12 protein-coding genes are annotated in these 17382 nt (G+C 64.7%); 6 read left to right on the top strand and 6 right to left on the bottom strand.

All coding sequences use genetic code 11. The annotated features are described in order from the left end of the window. Positions 1–80: 80 nt before the first annotated feature. The 6 genes from AB4097_RS13630 to AB4097_RS13605 all read left to right on the top strand — a co-directional run bounded on the left by AB4097_RS13630 (position 81) and on the right by AB4097_RS13605 (position 5549). Entirely contained in the window at positions 81–359 is a 279-nt protein-coding gene (locus tag AB4097_RS13630; RefSeq protein ID WP_442040370.1) for a hypothetical protein, read from the top strand. 223 nt (positions 360–582) lie between these two features. Then, the gene (locus AB4097_RS13625; protein ID WP_442040368.1) at positions 583–1308 is read left to right on the top strand and encodes a TerB family tellurite resistance protein; all 726 of its coding nucleotides are present in this window, start codon (positions 583–585) and stop codon (positions 1306–1308) included. Between the two features lie 4 nt (positions 1309–1312). Continuing rightward, a complete protein-coding gene (locus AB4097_RS13620; RefSeq protein WP_442040366.1) occupies positions 1313–2080 on the top strand; it encodes an N-acetylmuramoyl-L-alanine amidase in 768 nt (255 codons plus the stop codon). An 81-nt stretch (positions 2081–2161) separates the two neighbouring features. Continuing rightward, on the top strand, positions 2162–3586 hold the full coding sequence (locus AB4097_RS13615) for an efflux RND transporter periplasmic adaptor subunit (RefSeq protein ID WP_442040364.1): 1425 nt from the start codon (positions 2162–2164) through the stop codon (positions 3584–3586). Positions 3587–3597: 11 nt separating this feature from the next. Continuing rightward, on the top strand, positions 3598–4320 hold the full coding sequence (locus tag AB4097_RS13610) for an ABC transporter ATP-binding protein (protein ID WP_442040362.1): 723 nt from the start codon (positions 3598–3600) through the stop codon (positions 4318–4320). Beyond that, complete coding sequence (locus AB4097_RS13605; RefSeq protein ID WP_442040360.1) at positions 4317–5549, top strand: ABC transporter permease; 1233 nt, start codon at positions 4317–4319, stop codon at positions 5547–5549. The genes AB4097_RS13610 and AB4097_RS13605 overlap by 4 nt, the downstream gene beginning before the upstream one ends. A 186-nt stretch (positions 5550–5735) precedes the next feature. Here AB4097_RS13605 and metH read toward each other — a convergent pair whose 3' ends face one another. From metH to AB4097_RS13575, 6 genes are all read right to left on the bottom strand, one after another. Further along, positions 5736–9491, bottom strand: coding sequence for a methionine synthase (gene metH, locus AB4097_RS13600; RefSeq protein ID WP_442040358.1), 3756 nt, complete (start codon positions 9489–9491; stop codon positions 5736–5738). Between the two features lie 101 nt (positions 9492–9592). After that, positions 9593–10498, bottom strand: a complete 906-nt coding sequence (metF, locus tag AB4097_RS13595; protein ID WP_442040356.1) for a methylenetetrahydrofolate reductase [NAD(P)H] — start codon at positions 10496–10498, stop codon at positions 9593–9595. Beyond that, the gene (locus tag AB4097_RS13590; protein WP_442040429.1) at positions 10498–11511 is read right to left on the bottom strand and encodes an ArsR/SmtB family transcription factor; all 1014 of its coding nucleotides are present in this window, start codon (positions 11509–11511) and stop codon (positions 10498–10500) included. Before AB4097_RS13590 ends, metF begins: the two co-directional genes overlap by 1 nt. Positions 11512–11700: 189 nt before the next feature. Continuing rightward, a complete protein-coding gene (locus AB4097_RS13585; protein ID WP_442040354.1) occupies positions 11701–13179 on the bottom strand; it encodes an AMP nucleosidase in 1479 nt (492 codons plus the stop codon). A gap of 560 nt (positions 13180–13739) precedes the next feature. After that, positions 13740–15392: an energy-dependent translational throttle protein EttA gene (gene ettA / locus AB4097_RS13580; RefSeq protein ID WP_442040352.1), complete on the bottom strand. Its 1653-nt coding sequence runs from the start codon at positions 15390–15392 to the stop codon at positions 13740–13742. Positions 15393–15985: 593 nt separating this feature from the next. Next, entirely contained in the window at positions 15986–17329 is a 1344-nt protein-coding gene (locus AB4097_RS13575; protein WP_442040350.1) for an erythromycin esterase family protein, read from the bottom strand. Between the last annotated feature and the right edge of the window lie 53 nt (positions 17330–17382).

Genomic DNA, 17382 nt, shown 5'->3' with positions numbered 1-17382 from the left:
GGAAAAAGTTGGCAATAAGGCTAAGCTAAGTTGCTCAAGCTTTCTCCAATTGTCTGTCGCTGACTCAAGAGGACACGTCCATGAAGAAAATCATCACCGCTGTCGCCGCGGGTGCTCTCACCCTCTCGATCGCCGCCTGCAACACCCCGGGCGAGCGCGCAGTCGGCGGTGCCGCAGTGGGCGGCCTTGCCGGCGCGGCTATCGGCGGTGCTGCCACGGGTCGTGGAAGCGGCGCTCTGGCAGGTGCGGCCATCGGTGCCGCCGGTGGTGCCATCGTGGGCGCAGCGACGGCTCCGGGTCGCCCGGCCTGCCCCTATGGCACGTATCAGGACGTCTACGGCAACATTTACTGCCGCTGATCGCGCGTCAGAAACGGAATTTGAGGGGTCGGGACCTTCCCGGCCCCTTTCTTTTTGCCCGCACTTGAGATTACGACTACAGCATCGGACCCAAAAGTGGACTTGCACTTTTGGGATCGGTTCCGATGCTCCACTCTTCGACGAGCGCATCGTCTCGAGCGGAAAACCGGATCCACTTTTCGCTTACGCGGCCCTTCGGGTCCGCACGATGCGCTAAGGCAAGATGATTCAGTCGATTTGGGGTAAGCTGGGTGGCGCCGGCATCGGGCTTGCGTTGGGCGGGCCGATCGGCGCTCTCCTGGGTGGTGTCGCCGGCCACGTTCTCATTGACCGTGAAGGTGCTCCCTTCGGGAAGCCGCCGCGCGACGTGCTCTTCACCATGGGGCTCGTGGCCCTCGCGGCCAAGATGGCGAAGGCCGACGGCGTCGTGGTCGACGTGGAGGTCCGGGCCTTCGAGCAGATCGTCGAGGTGCCGGACAGCGAGCACGACAAGGTGGAACGCCTGTTCAACCTCGCCATCCAGACCACGGACGGCTTCGAGGCCTATGCCCGCCAGATCGGCGACGCCTTCAAGGACGAGCCTGCCCTGCTCGAAGACGTGCTCGACGGCCTGTTCCACATCGCCAAGGCGGACGAGGCCATCCACGAGGCCGAATACGCCTACCTCAAGGACGTGGCGACGATCTTCGCCTTCTCGGACCAGGATTTCGAGCGGATCGCCGCCCGGCACGTGCGGCGCGCCGACGATCCCTATCTCATTCTTCAGGCCGACCGAAGCATGAGCGACGAGGAGTTGAAGCGGCACTATCGCCGGCTCGTGGCCGAGAACCATCCCGACCGGGAAATCGCCCGCGGCCTGCCGCCGGAAGCCGTGAAGATCGCCACCGAGCGCGTGGCCGCCATCAACGCCGCCTGGGAAAGCGTTGCGGCCGAGCGGAACATCAGGTGACCGCATGAACGCTCTTTCCCCGGAAAGCCCGATCGCCGGCAAGGTATTTCCATCGCCCAATCACGGGGAACGCAAGGACGCTCAGCGCCCCAGCATGGTCATTCTCCACTACACGGGCATGCCTGACGAAGGCGAGTCCCTGCAGTGGCTTTGCAATCCCGTGTCCCAGGTATCTGCCCATTACTTCGTGTTCGGCGACGGCCGCGTCCTCCAGCTCGTTCCGGAGATGCGCCGGGCCTGGCATGCGGGCCTCTCCTCCTGGGACGGCGAGATCGACATCAATTCCTGTTCCATCGGCATCGAGATCGCCAATCCCGGCCATCCAGGCGGCCTGCCTCCCTTCCCGGATGCGCAGATCGAAAGCGTCGCGGCGCTGGTCAAGGACATTGTCACCCGCTGGCGCATCCCCGCGACCCGTGTGCTCGGCCATTCCGACGTCGCTCCCGGCCGCAAGGTCGATCCGGGCGAGCTCTTCCCATGGCAGCGTCTGCACGAGGCAGGTGCGGGCCACTGGGTTGCCCCATCGGCCACGAGCGACGGCCGCTTCTTCTCGCGCGGCGACCAGGGCATGCCCATCGAGGCGCTCCAGGCGATGCTCGCCATGTACGGTTACGGCGTGAGGATCAACGGCATCTTCGACGAGGACACGGAAAAGGTCGTCGCGGCCTTCCAGCGCCACTTCCGGCCCGAGCGCGTCGATGGCGTCGCGGATGCCTCGACCATCATGACCCTGCGCAACCTGATCGCCACCCGGCCGCAGCCTGTCGCATGACAAAGAGTTAACTCGTAACAATCCGGAAAATCGGCCACAATCGGCTCTCATGATATTTCACATGTCGGAGAGGGTTTTTCGGTGCGTCGCGTCTGGCTGTGGTTGATCGGCATCGTGCTCGTGGCAGGAGCGTTCGGCTTCGTGCTGTGGAAGCCCACGGGGAGCAGCGCATCCGATCAGCCCTATCGCCTCGGCGCCGTGGACCGCGGATCGATCACGGCGAGCGTGCGCGCCACCGGCACGCTCAACCCCGTCACGACCGTGCTCGTCGGCTCGCAGCTCTCGGGCCAGGTGGTCGAGATCCTGGCCGACTACAACACGCCCGTGAAGGAAGGTCAGGTGGTCGCCCGCCTCTATGCGGAGCAGATCAAGTCGCGCCGCGACGCGGCCCTCGCGGACCTCGCTCAGGCGAAGGCTGACCTCGACACCAAGCGCGCTCAGATCGACAAGGCGCAATCCGCGCTGCAGCGCTCGGAGGCGCAGGCGAACGACCTTTCCGCGCAGCGCGACCGGGCCCGTGCCCAGCTCACCGAAGCCCAACGCAACCTCGACCGGCAGCGGGAGCTGACCACCCGCTCGGTGGGAACCCAGACGGCCCTCGAGCAGGCCGGAACGCAGCTCGACGTGCAGAAGGCGAATCTCGCATCGGCCGAGGCGCAGATCGCCTCGAACAAGGCCGAAACCGATGGGCTCAAGGCGGACCTCGCCCTGGCCGAAGCGAGCCTGAAATCCGCCGAGGCGATGATCCTGCAGCGGCAGGCGAAGCTCAAGGATATCGAGATCGACCTCGCCCGCACCGACATCAAATCCCCGGTCGAAGGCGTCGTGGTGAAGCGCGACATCGAACTCGGCCAGACCGTCGCGGCCTCGCTCTCCGCCCCGACCCTGTTCACCGTCGCGCAGGACCTGAGGGAGATCGACATCTATGCCAATATCGACGAGGCGGATGTGGGACGTCTCAAGGATGGGCAGAAGGTGACCTTTACCGTCAACGCTTATCCGAACCGCACTTTTGAGGGCACCGTGCGCATGGTGCGCCTGGCCGCCCAGACGGTGCAGAACGTGGTGACCTACACGGCCGTCATCGGCGTGAAGAACCTGGATCAGGCCCTTCTCCCCGGCATGACGGCGAACCTCCAGATCGTCACGGACGAACGCGAGGACGTGCTGCGCGTTCCGAATGCGGCGCTGCGCTACCGGCCGCCGGTTTCCGTCGCGCCAAGTGTGGCGCAGGACGCCCCCCCGCGGCGGCGCGGACGCGCTCAGGATGCGGAGATGCAAGCCGACGAGGGCACGAGCGGGCGCATCTACCGCGTCGGGCAGGACGGCAATCCGCAGGCCGTGCATGTGCGGCTCGGCGCGACCGACGGATCCTATACCGAGATCCTGCGCGGTGATCTGCGGGAAGGGGCGGCGATCATCATCGGAGCCCAGCGTGCAGGTGCAGGCGACGATGCCGGCGCTTCGGCGACCGGCCGCCGCCCGCGCCCGCCGCGCATGTTCTGAAGGGACAGGCCGTGGCTCTCATCGAAACGCACGAACTCAGGCGGATCTACGATCTCGATGCGGGCTGCGTCGTGGCTCTCGATGCCGTTTCACTCGACATCGAGAAAGGCGATTTCGTCGCCGTGATGGGTCCGTCCGGCTCGGGCAAATCCACGTTCATGAATCTCATCGGCTGCCTCGACAAGCCGACCAGCGGCCAGTACCTGCTCGCGGGCACGGCCGTCGAAAGCCTCGACGCGAACGGCCTGGCACGGCTGCGCAACCGGGAGATCGGTTTCGTCTTCCAGCAGTTCAACCTGCTGCCGCGCGTCGATGCGCTCGGCAATGTGGAGCTGCCCATGGTCTATGCGGGATTCGACCGCAGGACGCGTCGCGAGCGGGCCCTGCACGCGCTCGAACGCGTCGGCCTCGCCGAGCGCGCGCATCACCGGCCAATGCAGTTGTCCGGCGGGCAGCAGCAACGCGTCGCCATCGCGCGCGCGCTCGTCAACAGCCCGAGCCTGCTCCTTGCAGACGAGCCCACCGGGGCGCTGGACAGCCGCACGGCGAACGAGATCATGGCCCTGTTCCAGGAGCTCAACCGCGAGGGCGTCACCATCGTGCTCGTCACCCACGACGCGGAAGTGGGCCGCCATGCGCATCGCCTCGTCCGCTTCCGGGACGGCCATGTGATCGAGGACCACCGCCAGATCCCAGTCGATGCGCGCGCCCTTGCCCCGGAGGCCGCAGAATGAGGCTGATCGAGGCCATTCGCTCCGCGCTGTCTGCCATCATGGCCAATGCCCTGCGCAGCCTCCTGACGATGCTCGGCATCGTCATCGGCGTCGCCGCCGTCATCGCCATGGTGGCGATCGGATCGGGCGCGCGCAATCTCGTCGACAGCCAGATCCGCTCGCTCGGTGCCAACCTCGCCATCGTCACGCCCGGCAACGTGACCCAGGGCGGCGCCCGGCTCGGCGCCGGCGCGGCCTCCTCGCTCACGGACGAAGACGCACGCGCCATCCGGCGCGAGATCGACGGCGTGGTGGCGGCCGCGCCCTTCGTGCAGGGCGGCACCCAGGTCGTGGCCGGCGGCAGCAACTGGGGCACACGCATCTACGGCATCGACAACGACTGGTTCTCGGCCCGCGAGTGGGATGTCGCCACCGGCCGCACCTTCGATCCGGAAGAGGTCAGGCGCGGCGACATCGTCATCCTTCTCGGCCAGACGGTCGCGCGCAATCTCTTCGGTGAGGACGATCCCATCGGCCAGACCGTGCGCGTGCGCAACGTGCCCTTCCGGGTGATCGGCGTCATGGCGTCGAAAGGCCAGTCGGCCTTCGGGCAGGATCAGGACGACGTGGTCTTCGTGCCGCTCGATGCGGGACGCCGCCGCGTCATCGGCCGCAACTACGCCAAGGACGGGTCCGTCGGCTCGATCTTCGTGAAATTCGCCGATGAGAGCGACATCGAACCCGGCATCGCCAACATGACGGAGCTGCTGCGCCAGCGCCATCGCATCACGGGCGACCAGGAGGACGACTTTTCCATCCGCAACCTGACCGAGATCGCCAACACCGCGTCCGCCTCGGCCAACACACTGTCCATGCTGCTCGCCGCCGTCGCTGCCGTGTCGTTGCTCGTCGGCGGCATCGGCATCATGAACATCATGCTGGTCTCCGTCACCGAGCGCACCCGCGAGATCGGCCTGCGCCTCGCCGTCGGCGCGCGCCCGCGCGACATCCTGAGCCAATTCCTGATCGAGGCGACGACGCTGTCCACCATCGGCGGAGCGCTCGGCATCGGCCTCGGCGCAGGCGCCGCCTACCTCGTGGCGCAACTCGCCGGCTGGCCCTCGCTGGTGTCGACTAACGCCATCATGATCGCCGTCGGCTTCTCGGCGCTGGTGGGCATCTTCTTCGGGTTCTATCCCGCACAACGGGCGGCGAAGCTCGATCCGATCGAGGCATTGCGGCGGGAGTAGGTCCGAATGGACGAACGCAGGATTCAGCGCTGCGTGAGAGGATACACTGAACGTCATGGCCGGGCTTGTCCCAGCCATCCCGATCGGAAGGGTGCGGCGCTTCATGCAATCGGGATCACCGGCACAAGGCCGGTGATGACGTGGAGGGTGTTCTTCCCGACCCGAGCTTCAGCGAAGGACGCTCACCTACTCCGCCGCCATCACGCGGTAGCTTGCCGGATCGTAGTTGAGGATCGGGGCGAGCCAGCGCTCGACCTCGGCAATGCTCATGTCCTTGCGCGCCGCGTAATCCTCCACCTGATCGCGCTCGACCTTGGCGACGCCGAAGTAATAGGCGTCCGGGTGCGAGAGATAGAGGCCCGACACGGAGGAACCCGGCCACATGGCGTAGGATTCGGTGAGCGTCACGCCGATGCTGCGCTCGGCGTTGAGCAGGCCGAACAGGGTCGCCTTCTCCGTATGGTCGGGCTGCGCGGGATAGCCCGGAGCCGGGCGGATGCCCTGATACTCCTCGCCGATCAGCCCATCGTTGCTGAGGTTCTCGTCGGACGCGTAGCCCCAGAACTCCTTGCGCACGCGCTCGTGCATGCGCTCGGCAAAGGCCTCCGCGATGCGATCGGCGAGCGCCTTCACCATGATCGAACGATAATCGTCGTTGGCGCGCTCGAAGCGTTCCGCGATGCGAACCTCCTCGATGCCGGAGGTCACCACGAAGGCGCCGACCCAATCGGGCTTTCCGCTCTCAGTGGGAGCGATGAAATCGGACAGGCAGAGGTTGGGCTTGCCGTCGCGCTTCGAGAGCTGCTGGCGCAGGCCGTGGAACGTCGCGAGCTGCTCCGTGCGGCTATCGCCCGTGTAGAGGCGAATGTCGTCGCCGACCGCATTGGCAGGCCAGAAGCCGATCACCGCCTTCGGGTTGAACCAGCGCTCCTCCACGAGCTGCTTGAGCATGCCTTGAGCATCCTCCCAGAGCTGCCGCGCGGCCTCGCCCTGCTTCTCGTCTTCGAGGATGGCCGGGAAGCGTCCCTTCAGCTCCCAGGTCTGGAAGAACGGGGTCCAGTCGATATAGGGCACGAGCTCGCCCACATCGTAGCTGCGGAACACGCGCGCGCCGGTGAAGCTGGGCTTCGGCGGTTGGTAGGACGACCAGTCAGGCGTGAACCTGTTGGCCCGCGCCTTCTCGATGGACAGACGCTGCTTGTCGGCCTCCGAGCGGGCATGGGCATCGGCCACCTTGCGATACTCGGAGCGAAGGGTCTCCACGTAACCGTCCTTCATGTCGGGCGACAGAAGCGACGACACGATGCCGACAGCGCGGCTCGCATCCGTCACATAGACGGCTTGGCCCTTGTTGTAGTGCGGATGGATCTTCACCGCCGTGTGGACGCGGCTCGTGGTGGCACCGCCGATGAGGAGCGGAATGTCGAAGCCTTCGCGCTCCATCTCGCTGGCGACGTTCACCATCTCGTCGAGGGACGGCGTGATGAGGCCCGAGAGGCCGATCACGTCCACCTTCTCCCTGCGCGCGGTCTCCAGGATCTTCTGGGCCGGCACCATGACGCCGAGGTCGATGACCTCGTAGTTGTTGCAGGCGAGAACCACGCCGACGATGTTCTTGCCGATGTCGTGCACGTCGCCCTTCACGGTCGCCATCAGCACCTTGCCGGCGGCGGAGCGTCCGGTGTCGCCGTTAGCTTCCTTCTCGGCCTCCATGAACGGCATGAGATAGGCGACCGCCTGCTTCATGACGCGTGCCGATTTCACCACCTGGGGCAGGAACATCTTTCCGGCGCCGAAGAGATCGCCCACCACGTTCATGCCGGCCATGAGCGGGCCTTCGATCACGTGCAGCGGACGCTCGGCCTGCTGCCGCGCCTCTTCCGTGTCCTGCTCGATGAACTCGGTGATGCCGTTGACGAGCGCGTGCTCGATGCGCTTGCCCACAGGCCAGGAGCGCCATTCGAGATCGGTGGCCTTCACGACGCCCGATCCATCGCCCTTGAAGCGCGGCGCCGCATCCAGCAGCCGCTCCGTCGCGTCGGGACGGCGGTTGAGGACGACGTCCTCGCACAATTCGCGCAGCTCAGCGTCGATCTCGTCGTAAACGGCGAGCTGCCCGGCATTCACGATGCCCATGTCCATGCCGACCTTGATGGCGTGGAACAGGAACACGGAATGCATGGCCTCGCGCACCGGCTCGTTGCCACGAAACGAGAAGGACAGGTTCGACACGCCGCCCGAGATATGGGCATGTGGCAGCGTCTCGCGGATGATCCGCGTCGCCTCGATGAAGTCGACCCCGTAGCCGTTATGCTCCTCGATGCCGGTGGCGACCGCGAAGACGTTCGGATCGAAGATGATGTCCTCCGGCGGGAACCCGACCTGCTTGGTCAGGATCCTGTAGGCCCGCGTGCAGATCTCGACCTTGCGCTCCAGCGTATCCGCCTGGCCCTGCTCGTCGAAGGCCATGACGACGACGGCGGCACCATAGGAACGACAGATTCTTGCATGCTCGATGAAGGATTCCTCGCCCTCCTTCATGGAGATCGAGTTCACGATGGCCTTGCCCTGGATGCACTTGAGGCCGGCCTCGATCACGTGGAACTTGGACGAGTCGACCATCACCGGAACGCGGGCGATATCGGGCTCCGCCGCAACGAGGTTGAGGAACTCCACCATGGCCTTCTCGGAATCGAGCAGGCCTTCGTCCATGTTGACGTCGATGATCTGCGCGCCGTTCGCCACCTGATCGCGCGCTACGTCGAGGGCAGCGGCGTAATCGTTGTTGGTGATGAGCTTGCGGAACTTGGCGGAGCCCGTGACGTTCGTGCGCTCGCCCACGTTCACGAATGGAATGTCGGATGTGAGGTTGAAGGGCTCAAGGCCCGAGAGGCGCATGAGCGGCTGAATCTTCGGAACCGAGCGCGGTGCCTTTCCGGCGACGGCCTCGGCAATGGCGCGAATATGGTCCGGCGTCGTGCCGCAGCAGCCGCCGACCACGTTGACGAGACCGGAATCGGCGAATTCCGCGATCATGCGCGCCGTAGCCGCGGGGCTTTCGTCATAAAGGCCGAACTCGTTCGGCAGTCCCGCATTCGGATAGGCGCAGACCAAGGTATCGGCGACCTTGCCGATCTCCTGGATATGCGCGCGCATCTCACGGGCGCCAAGCGCGCAGTTGAGGCCGATGGAGAACGGCTCCGCATGACGCACCGAATGCCAGAAGGCCGTCGGCGTCTGTCCCGAGAGGGTACGGCCGGAGAGATCCGTGATCGTACCCGAGATCATGACCGGGAGCTTCACGCCTTTCTCGGCGAAGACCTGGTGCGTCGCCACGATGGCGGCCTTGGCGTTGAGCGTGTCGAAGATCGTCTCGATCAGGATGATCTCGGCGCCACCGTCGACGAGGCCCCTCACCTGCTCGGCGTAGGCGTCGCGCACCTGATCGAAGGTCACGGCGCGGTAGCCGGGATTGTTCACGTCCGGCGAGATCGAGAGCGTACGGTTCGTCGGGCCGATGGCGCCGGCCACGAAGCGGCGGCGGCCGTCTTCCTTTTCCGCGATGAGCGCGGCCTCGCGCGCAAGCCGCGCGCCTTCGACGTTGAGCTCGTAGACGATCTCCTCCATGCCGTAATCGGCCTGGGCGATGGAGGTGCCGGAGAAGGTGTTCGTCTCGACGATGTCGGCGCCCGCGCGGAAATAATCCAGGTGCACATCGCGCACCGCGTCGGGCTGCGTGAGGATGAGCAGGTCGTTGTTGCCCTTGACGTCCTGCTTCCAATCCTTGAACCGCTCGCCCCGGAAATCCTCTTCCGAGAAGCGCGAGCGCTGCAACTCCGTTCCCATCGCGCCGTCGAGCACGAGGATCCGCTTGGAGGCCGCTTCTCGGAGCGCCTTGATCACATCGGCACCATGTGCCGGGCGAGGATGATACGCAGTCATTCGATCTGTTCTCTTTTCACCGCGGTCGGATGTATGCCGGCCGATGAAATCCGTTCAACGTTACAAATATGAATGCTCGGCTTGGCCGGGCATCGGGACATTCAGGCTGCGGCCTTCACGCTCTGATCGCGCAGGCCGAGCAGATGGCAGATGGCGTAGACCAGATCGGCGCGGTTCATCGTGTAGAAGTGGAACTCGTTCACGCCACGATCGAGCAGATCGAACACCTGCTCGGCGGCGACGGCGGCCGCGATAAGCTTTCGCGTCTCCACATCGTTCTCGAGGCCGTCGAAGCGTGCTGCCAGCCAATCGGGAACGCTGGCGCCGGTCTTGGACGCGAAGTTCGCGGTCTGCTTGAAATTCTGCACGGGCACGATGCCGGGCACGATCGGGATGTCGATGCCGCGTGCGCGGACACGGTCGAGATAGCGGAAGTACAGGTCGTTATCGAAAAAGAACTGCGTGATGGCGCGGTCCGCGCCGCAATCGACCTTGCTTTTCAAGGCGTCGATATCGGCATCGAGGGAAGCGGCCTCGGGGTGCTTCTCCGGATAGGCGGAAACGGACACCTCGAAATCGCCGATGGACTTGATGCCGGCGACGAGATCGCAGGTTTGCCGATAGCCGCCGGAATGCGGCTCATAGGCCGTTCCGATTCCGCCCGCGGGGTCACCGCGCAGGGCCACGATATGGCGCACGCCCGCATCCCAATAGGAGCGGACGACGTCGTTCACCTCGTCCTTCGTGGCGGCCACGCAGGTGAGATGCGCGGCGGGCTTGAGAGGCGTTTCCTTCAGGATCCGGGACACCGTGGCATGGGTGCGCTCACGGGTGGAGCCGCCCGCGCCATAGGTCACGGAGACGAAATGCGGTTGAAGCGGCGCCAGCCGCTGGATGGACGACCAGAGCGTCGCTTCCATCTCCGGCGTCTTCGGCGGGAAGAATTCGAACGAAACCTTGATGGGAGAGGCGTTCTGCCGGCTTGGGCGAAGGGCGAGCGGTGACATCAGGCGACCTCTCTGTCGGGTTCACTCAAGGGCCAATCCGTCACCACGCGGCGATCCTGGCCAAGCCATAGGGATACGGTCAACTGCTCGTCGCCTTTCGCCGGCGGAGCGATCTCCCGATTGAGGGTGCAGTCGAGGCCCGCCTCGTCGAGCCATCCGGCGACCTGGGCGGGAGTGAAGCCGAGGCGGCGATGCGCCTGGGCCTCACGGAGGAATTCAAGATTATGCGGCGCGAAATCGACCACGAGGATCCGCCCACCGGGCGCCACGAGGCGCGCCGCCTCCCGGATCGCCCGCGCCGGGTCGTCCAGGTAATGCAGCACCTGATGGATCACCACGAGGTCGAAGGTGTCGCGCGGGAACGGGGGCGCATAGATGTCGCCCTGGCGCAGCTCGATGCCCCGCAGGCCCGCCTTTTCGAGATTGGCCCGCGCCACCGAGAGCATGGCGTGGCTGGCATCGAGCCCCACCGTGCGGCTGGCTCGCGGCGCCAGCAGCTGCAGCATCCGGCCGGTGCCGGTGCCGAGATCGACGAGGTTGCGGATCCTGGCCGGTCCGAGGGCCTCCACAACCGCCGCCTCGACCACGGTCTCGGGGGCATGGAGGGAGCGGATGCGGTCCCAGTCCGGGGCCAGACGGGAGAAGAAGGCCTGAGCGGCCTGGGAGCGCTGGGCCCGCACACCGTCGAGGCGGGTGCGGTCCTCCAGCAGCTGCGGATCGGACCGGTCGAGGCTCTCCAGGGTCGGGCGGATGATCCTGAGAGCGACGCCACGGTCGGTGAGCCGGAAGAAGGCCCAGGCCCCTTCCCGGTGCCGCTCCACAAGGCCGGCCTCGACGAGAAGCTTCAGGTGACGGGAAATGCGCGGCTGGGACTGCCCGAGGATATCCGTGAGGTCGGAAACAGAGAGCTCACCTTCGGTCAGCAAGGCGAGGATCCGCAGGCGCGTCTCCTCGGCGGCTGCCCTAAGGACATCCAGAGTCAGGTCCAGTGATGGGGACGGAGTGTCCGGCACAGCCAAAACTCGCTCTTACATATAAAGATATATTTATGTCTATTTTGACGAGAGAGCAAGCGAATGTATAGGCCGCTTCTCCATTCTATCGGAAGCGTTCCTCGAAGGTCTGATGGCTCCGACCGCGACGGGAGGGTATTTATCAGGCGAAGTGGTAGCCGCTGCCGATCGGCTACCACCTGACCCCGCCTACCGGAACGGCGGCTCGTCGAAGCTGCGCAGCTTGCGCGAATGCAGGGACGACCTCTGCCCTTTCAGGATGTCGAGGGCCGCGAGACCGATCATGAGATGCTCGCTCACCGCCCGCTCATAGAAGGCATTGGCTGCCCCCGGCAGCTTGATCTCCCCGTGCAGGGGCTTGTCCGAGACGCACAGGAGGGTGCCGTAGGGGACGCGGAGCCGGTAGCCCTGGGCCGCGATGGTGCCGCTCTCCATGTCCACCGCGATGGCGCGGGACAGGTTGATCTGGCGCCGTTCCTGGCTCCAGCGCAGCTCCCAGTTCCGGTCGTCGTATGTCACGACCGTGCCGGTACGCAGGCGCCGTTTCAGCTCCTCGCCCCGTTCGCCGGTGACCTGGACCGCCGCGTCCTGCAGAGCGACCTGGATTTCAGCCAGGGCCGGGATCGGGATTTCCGGCGGCACGGCGCTGTCGAGGATGTGGTCGCGCCGCAGATAGCCGTGGGCCAGCACGTAGTCGCCGATGGACTGCGACTGGCGCAAGCCGCCGCAATGCCCGACCATGAGCCAGCAATGGGGCCGCAGCACCGCCAGATGGTCGGTGATGTTCTTCGCATTCGAGGGACCGACACCGATATTGACCAGGGTCACACCCTGCCCGTCCTTGCGCATCAGGTGATAGGCCGGCATCTGGAACCGGTGCCAGGGCGATGAGCCGATCAACTCCTCGACGACGGCCTCGTCCAATCCACGCTCAATGGTGACGCCGCTGGGAAGGATGAGCCGAGTATAAGGCCCCTCGTCGTTCGCCAGTTCCGTGACGGCCCAGCGGATGAACTGGTCCACATAGCGGTGGTAGTTGGTGAGGAGGATCCAGGGCTGGACGCAGCGCCAGTCGCTGCCGGTATAATGCACGAGACGGCGGAGCGAGTAATCGACCCGGGCCGCATCGAAGAGCGCCAGCGGCCGGGGCTCGTTCTCATGGAAAACCCAGGTCCCATCGGCGATCTCGTCGCCCACCTTGGCGAGAAGCGGCGTCGGGAAATGCTGGGCGAGCTCGGAAGCCGAATGGGCTCCGCGGCCCAGCTCGTCGCCGCGCTCGAAGACATAGGGATAGGGAATTTCCTGGTCGCTGACGCCGATTTCGATGGTGGCCCCGTAATCGCGGACCAGATAGTTCAGCTGCTCCAGGAGATAATTCCGGAAGAAGGCCGGCTGCGTGATCGTGGTGGCATAGACCCCCGGCCCCTGGAACTTGGCATAGGCGCGCTGCTTGACCGGCGGCAGGGAGGTCGACCGGTAATCGAGCCGCAATTCCGGATAGCGGAAGCGGGACCGCTCGAAGGGCGTGGGCGACGTGCCGGTGGAGAAGAAATGATCAAGGGACTGGCGCTGCGCCTCGATGGCGCTGTCATGGAGAGCAATGAGCCGCTCGACGGCTTCTTCAGGCGTGGCAACGGATTGGAAGGTCGTCAGATGATCGGCGGGCACGTGGACTCTCTTCTTATGTCTCGTGCCTCAAGGGTCATACACCGTTTTGGGTCGGAACCCAACTAAGATGAATAGAATCTGGCATCTCTGTTGATACTATATATCACATTGACTATGAAGAACTCATGATGATGAGATTTGTTATAGCCTTACCGATATTTTGCATATGCCTTCCAGTGAACTCGTCATCTGCAAAGGGCGAGAGGCGACAATGGGCGTATGAGTATTTGGATGTGTGCGATCCCAGCTCGGCAGACTGGCCAATATGCAAGGCCTACATCGAGGGCTTTCTGGATGCTAGGGAAGGACTTGTACGGAACGGCAAAATTTCCAACTCGTACTGCCTGCCTGAGAACACGCCTACGGAGCAAGTCGCCAGTGCCCTTAAGGAATTCGCGGAGCCTTGGCCTTACAATGTCATGGCAATGGAAGGCGCACTCAACATTGCGCTGAGCATTAAGTTTCCCTGTCAAATCTCATGAATCTGGAAGATCGTTTTAAGGCGCTGCACCGGGCGAGAGTTTGCCCGATGCTAGTGATGAGATGCGTCCCCACGCGAATTACCGCGAGAACTTCTTGTACTTGATCCGGTGCGGGATCGTGGAATCCGTGCCGAGGCGGCGCTTCTTGTCCTCCTCGTAATCGGCGAAGTTGCCCTCGAACCATTCCACGTGGCTGTCGCCCTCGAAGGCGAGGATGTGGGTGGCGATGCGGTCGAGGAACCAGCGGTCGTGCGAGATGATCACGGCGCAGCCCGCGTAATCCTCCAGCGCCTCTTCGAGCGCGCGAAGCGTGTCCACGTCGAGGTCGTTGGTCGGCTCGTCGAGGAGCAGCACGTTGGAGCCCGACTTCAGGATCTTGGCGAGGTGAACGCGGTTGCGCTCGCCGCCCGAGAGCACGCCGACCTTCTTCTGCTGGTCGGAGCCCTTGAAGTTGAAGGCGCCGCAATAGGCGCGGGCATTGATCTCGCGCTTGCCGAGATAGAGCACCTCGTTGCCGCCGGAGATCTCCTCGTAGAGCGTCTTGTTGGCATCGAGCGAGTCACGGCTCTGGTCCACATAACCGAGTTTCACGCTCTCGCCGATCTGGATAGACCCCTCGTCCGGCTGCTCCTGGCCCGTGATCATGCGGAAGAGCGTGGTCTTGCCGGCGCCGTTCGGGCCGATGACGCCGACGATGCCGCCCGGCGGCAGCTTGAAGGACAGCCCGTCAATGAGCAGCTTGTCGCCGAAGGCCTTTTTCAGATTGTCGAACTCGATGACGTTGTTGCCCAGGCGCTCGGCGATCGGGATGATGATCTGGGCCGTTGTCGGACCCTTCTCGTTGGCCTTGGCCACGAGGTCCTCATAGCGCTGGATGCGCGCCTTCGACTTGGCCTGACGCGCCTTCGGCGAGGCCGCAACCCATTCGCGCTCGCGCTCGATGGTGCGCTGGTGCGCCGCTTCCTCACGGCCCTCCTGCTCGAGGCGCTTCTGCTTCTGCTCCAGCCAGGAGGAGTAATTGCCCTCGTAGGGGATGCCGCGACCCCGGTCGAGCTCGAGGATCCAGCCCGTCACGTTGTCGAGGAAGTAGCGGTCGTGGGTGACGATCAGGATCGCGCCCGGATAATTGCGCAGATGCCCTTCGAGCCAAGCGGTCGTCTCGGCGTCCAGGTGGTTGGTCGGCTCGTCGAGGAGCAGGAGTTCCGGCTGCTCCAGGAGCAGCTTGCACAGGGCGACGCGACGGCGCTCACCGCCCGAGAGCTTGTCCACCGACCAGTCGTCCGGCGGGCAGCGCAGGGCATCCATGGCCTGATCGACCTGGGAATCGAGATCCCACAGGCCCTTGGCCTCGATCTCGTCCTGGAGACGGGTCATCTCGTCCGCCGTTTCTTCGGAATAATTCATGGCGAGTTCGTTGTACCGGTCGAGGATCGCCTTCTTGGCGGCCACGCCTTCCATGACGTTCTCGCGGACGTTCTTCGACGGGTCCAGCTGAGGCTCCTGCGGCAGGTAGCCGACGCGGGCGCCCTCGGCGACCCAGCCCTCGCCGTTCCAGTCGGTGTCGGTTCCGGCCATGATGCGCAGAAGCGTCGACTTACCGGCGCCGTTGACGCCGAGGACGCCGATCTTGGCATCGGGGTAGAAGGAGAGATGGATGTTGTCCAAAACCTTCTTGCCGCCCGAATAGGTCTTGGTAAGGCCACGCATGTGGTAGATGAACTGACGGGACACGGAAAAAGCCCTGCTTGATGGTCGGTTGAATGGGATTGGCTGTCAGTTATCAGGGGCGGCCTGCCGGGGCAAGGCGGAGGAGTGTCGCCAGCGAGTCCGGACAGCCAGCACCTTGGGGCCCGGAGCCGTGAAGCTCCGAGCCTTGTGGGTTCGAGGGTGGCGCGTCGGGCCGTCCGGCTCGCTGTGAATGGTAAATGGAAGAGCCGGGAGGCCGCTTCGCGCACGGTTCTTTTAGGCGTTTCGACTTGGACCAGCACAGGGCTGCCAAGGGCCTCCTGCCGCCGGCTGCGTGACCGGCGGACAGGACCGTGCCTGCTCCCACAACTTGCGACGCCTCGCGAAGCGCGCCCCTCGTCGGATCAGGCTGTGCAACGATATAGCCAAGGTTGCAGCATCTGTCAAGAACAAAATGAGAACATGCCTCTGCCCTGACCACCTCTCTACGTCATCACCGGCCTTGTGCCGGTGATCCCGATTGACTGAAACGCCGCGCTTCACAGCATCGGGATGGCCGGCACAAGGCCGGCCATGACGTGAGAGGGTGTCATTCCCTCTCCCGGGTGGGAGAGGTGCAGGAGTGAGGCTGAGCCTGCTCAGAGCCCGAACGGATAGGTCTCCGGCATTCCCTTGCCATGGGCATGCGTCAGCGGCGTCACGGCCCTGGTTTCCTCGAACCAGACGAAGGCGTCGAACTGCTCGGCCAGGACTGCCTCGAAGTAATGGCTATAAAGCTCCGTGTCCGGGCGGTAGACGACGCCGATGGCCCGCTCCAGGCGCGGCCGTGACAGGATTGCCGTCAACTCGGCCTGGCCGTTCTCGCGCCAATCGGTCAGGAAGCGCCCGAGGCCCGTGTCTCGGAAGATGCGCTCATGGCTGTCGGGCCGCGCAGGCCGCACAGCCTTGACCTGCATGGGCTCGTCCCAGTCGTCGGCGGCCGCCACGGTGCCCCGGTCAGTCCCGAAGCCGACGAGGACGGCTTCGTTGCGATAAGCCTTGCGGCAAAGCTCGCCGATGTTGAACTCGCCCTGCCAGCCCATGGCTGTGGCGGCTGCGTTGCCGATATGGGAGTTGTGGGCCCAGACGACCGCCTTGGCGTTGTCGCGCCGCGCCAGCAGGCTCTGCAGCGTCTCGAACATGTGCCGGTCGCGCAGGTTCCAGGATTCCGTCGCGCCCTCGTACATGATCCGGTAGTAATGCTCGGCCGCGTGGACGATCTTGGCGTTCTGCACCGCGTCGAAAAATTCCTCGACGCCATCGGCCTGGAGATAGTCCATGCGCTTGTCGAGGATGTCCTGGAGTTGACGGAGCAGCGCATCGTCGCAGGGCTTCTTCTGCCCGGTCAGCACGGCGCGACCGTAACGGGCCGGGTTGGACTGCCAGGGGCTGAGGCAGCCGTAGCGTCCCCTCGCCTCCCGGGCCTCCTCCGGATCGACCTTGTCGAGATAATCGAGAACGGAGCGGATCGACGTGTTCAGGCTGTAGACGTCGAGCCCGCGGAACTCGGCCCGTTCATCCTCCGCCCGCTCCTTGTTGAAATCGCGCAGCCAGTTGACGAAGTCGTAGACCTCCTCGTTGCGCCACATCCATGTGGGAAATCGTTGGAAGGCCGTATCATCGTCATCGGCAACCTGGCGGTGACGCACATAAGCGTCGATGCGCGCCGCATCCGGCCAATCGGCCTCGACGGCCACGATGGAAAAACCATGCTGTTCGATCAGGCGTTTCGTGATCGCGGCACGGGCCCGGTAGAACTCCGACGTGCCATGGGTCGCCTCGCCCAGAAGCACGACCTTGGCGTCGGAAAAGCGGTCGAACATGGCGCCGAAGGCTTCCTCGTCGGATACCGGCGGCAGAGCTTCCCCGTGCTCGCGCACGAGATCGACGGCCTCCTTGATCGACGCTTCGTTCTCGTTCTGCTTCCAGGACAGCCGGGCCATGATGGTCACTCCGCAGGGCCGACATCTCGAGCGCCGGCTCTGCCGAAGAACGA

Origin of the sequence: Microvirga sp. 2MCAF35, assembly GCF_052115545.1 — a bacterium.
GTDB lineage: Bacteria > Pseudomonadota > Alphaproteobacteria > Rhizobiales > Beijerinckiaceae > Microvirga.
This window is presented reverse-complemented; position numbering and strand designations above follow the sequence as displayed.

Coding starts and splice junctions, on each gene's coding strand:
- AB4097_RS13575 (WP_442040350.1), bottom strand. CDS start 17,329: ATGGCCCGGCTGTCCTGGAAGCAGAACGAGAACGAAGCGTCGATCAAG.
- metF (WP_442040356.1), bottom strand. CDS start 10,498: ATGTCACCGCTCGCCCTTCGCCCAAGCCGGCAGAACGCCTCTCCCATC.
- AB4097_RS13620 (WP_442040366.1), top strand. CDS start 1,313: ATGAACGCTCTTTCCCCGGAAAGCCCGATCGCCGGCAAGGTATTTCCA.
- AB4097_RS13605 (WP_442040360.1), top strand. CDS start 4,317: ATGAGGCTGATCGAGGCCATTCGCTCCGCGCTGTCTGCCATCATGGCC.
- AB4097_RS13625 (WP_442040368.1), top strand. CDS start 583: ATGATTCAGTCGATTTGGGGTAAGCTGGGTGGCGCCGGCATCGGGCTT.
- metH (WP_442040358.1), bottom strand. CDS start 9,491: ATGACTGCGTATCATCCTCGCCCGGCACATGGTGCCGATGTGATCAAG.
- AB4097_RS13630 (WP_442040370.1), top strand. CDS start 81: ATGAAGAAAATCATCACCGCTGTCGCCGCGGGTGCTCTCACCCTCTCG.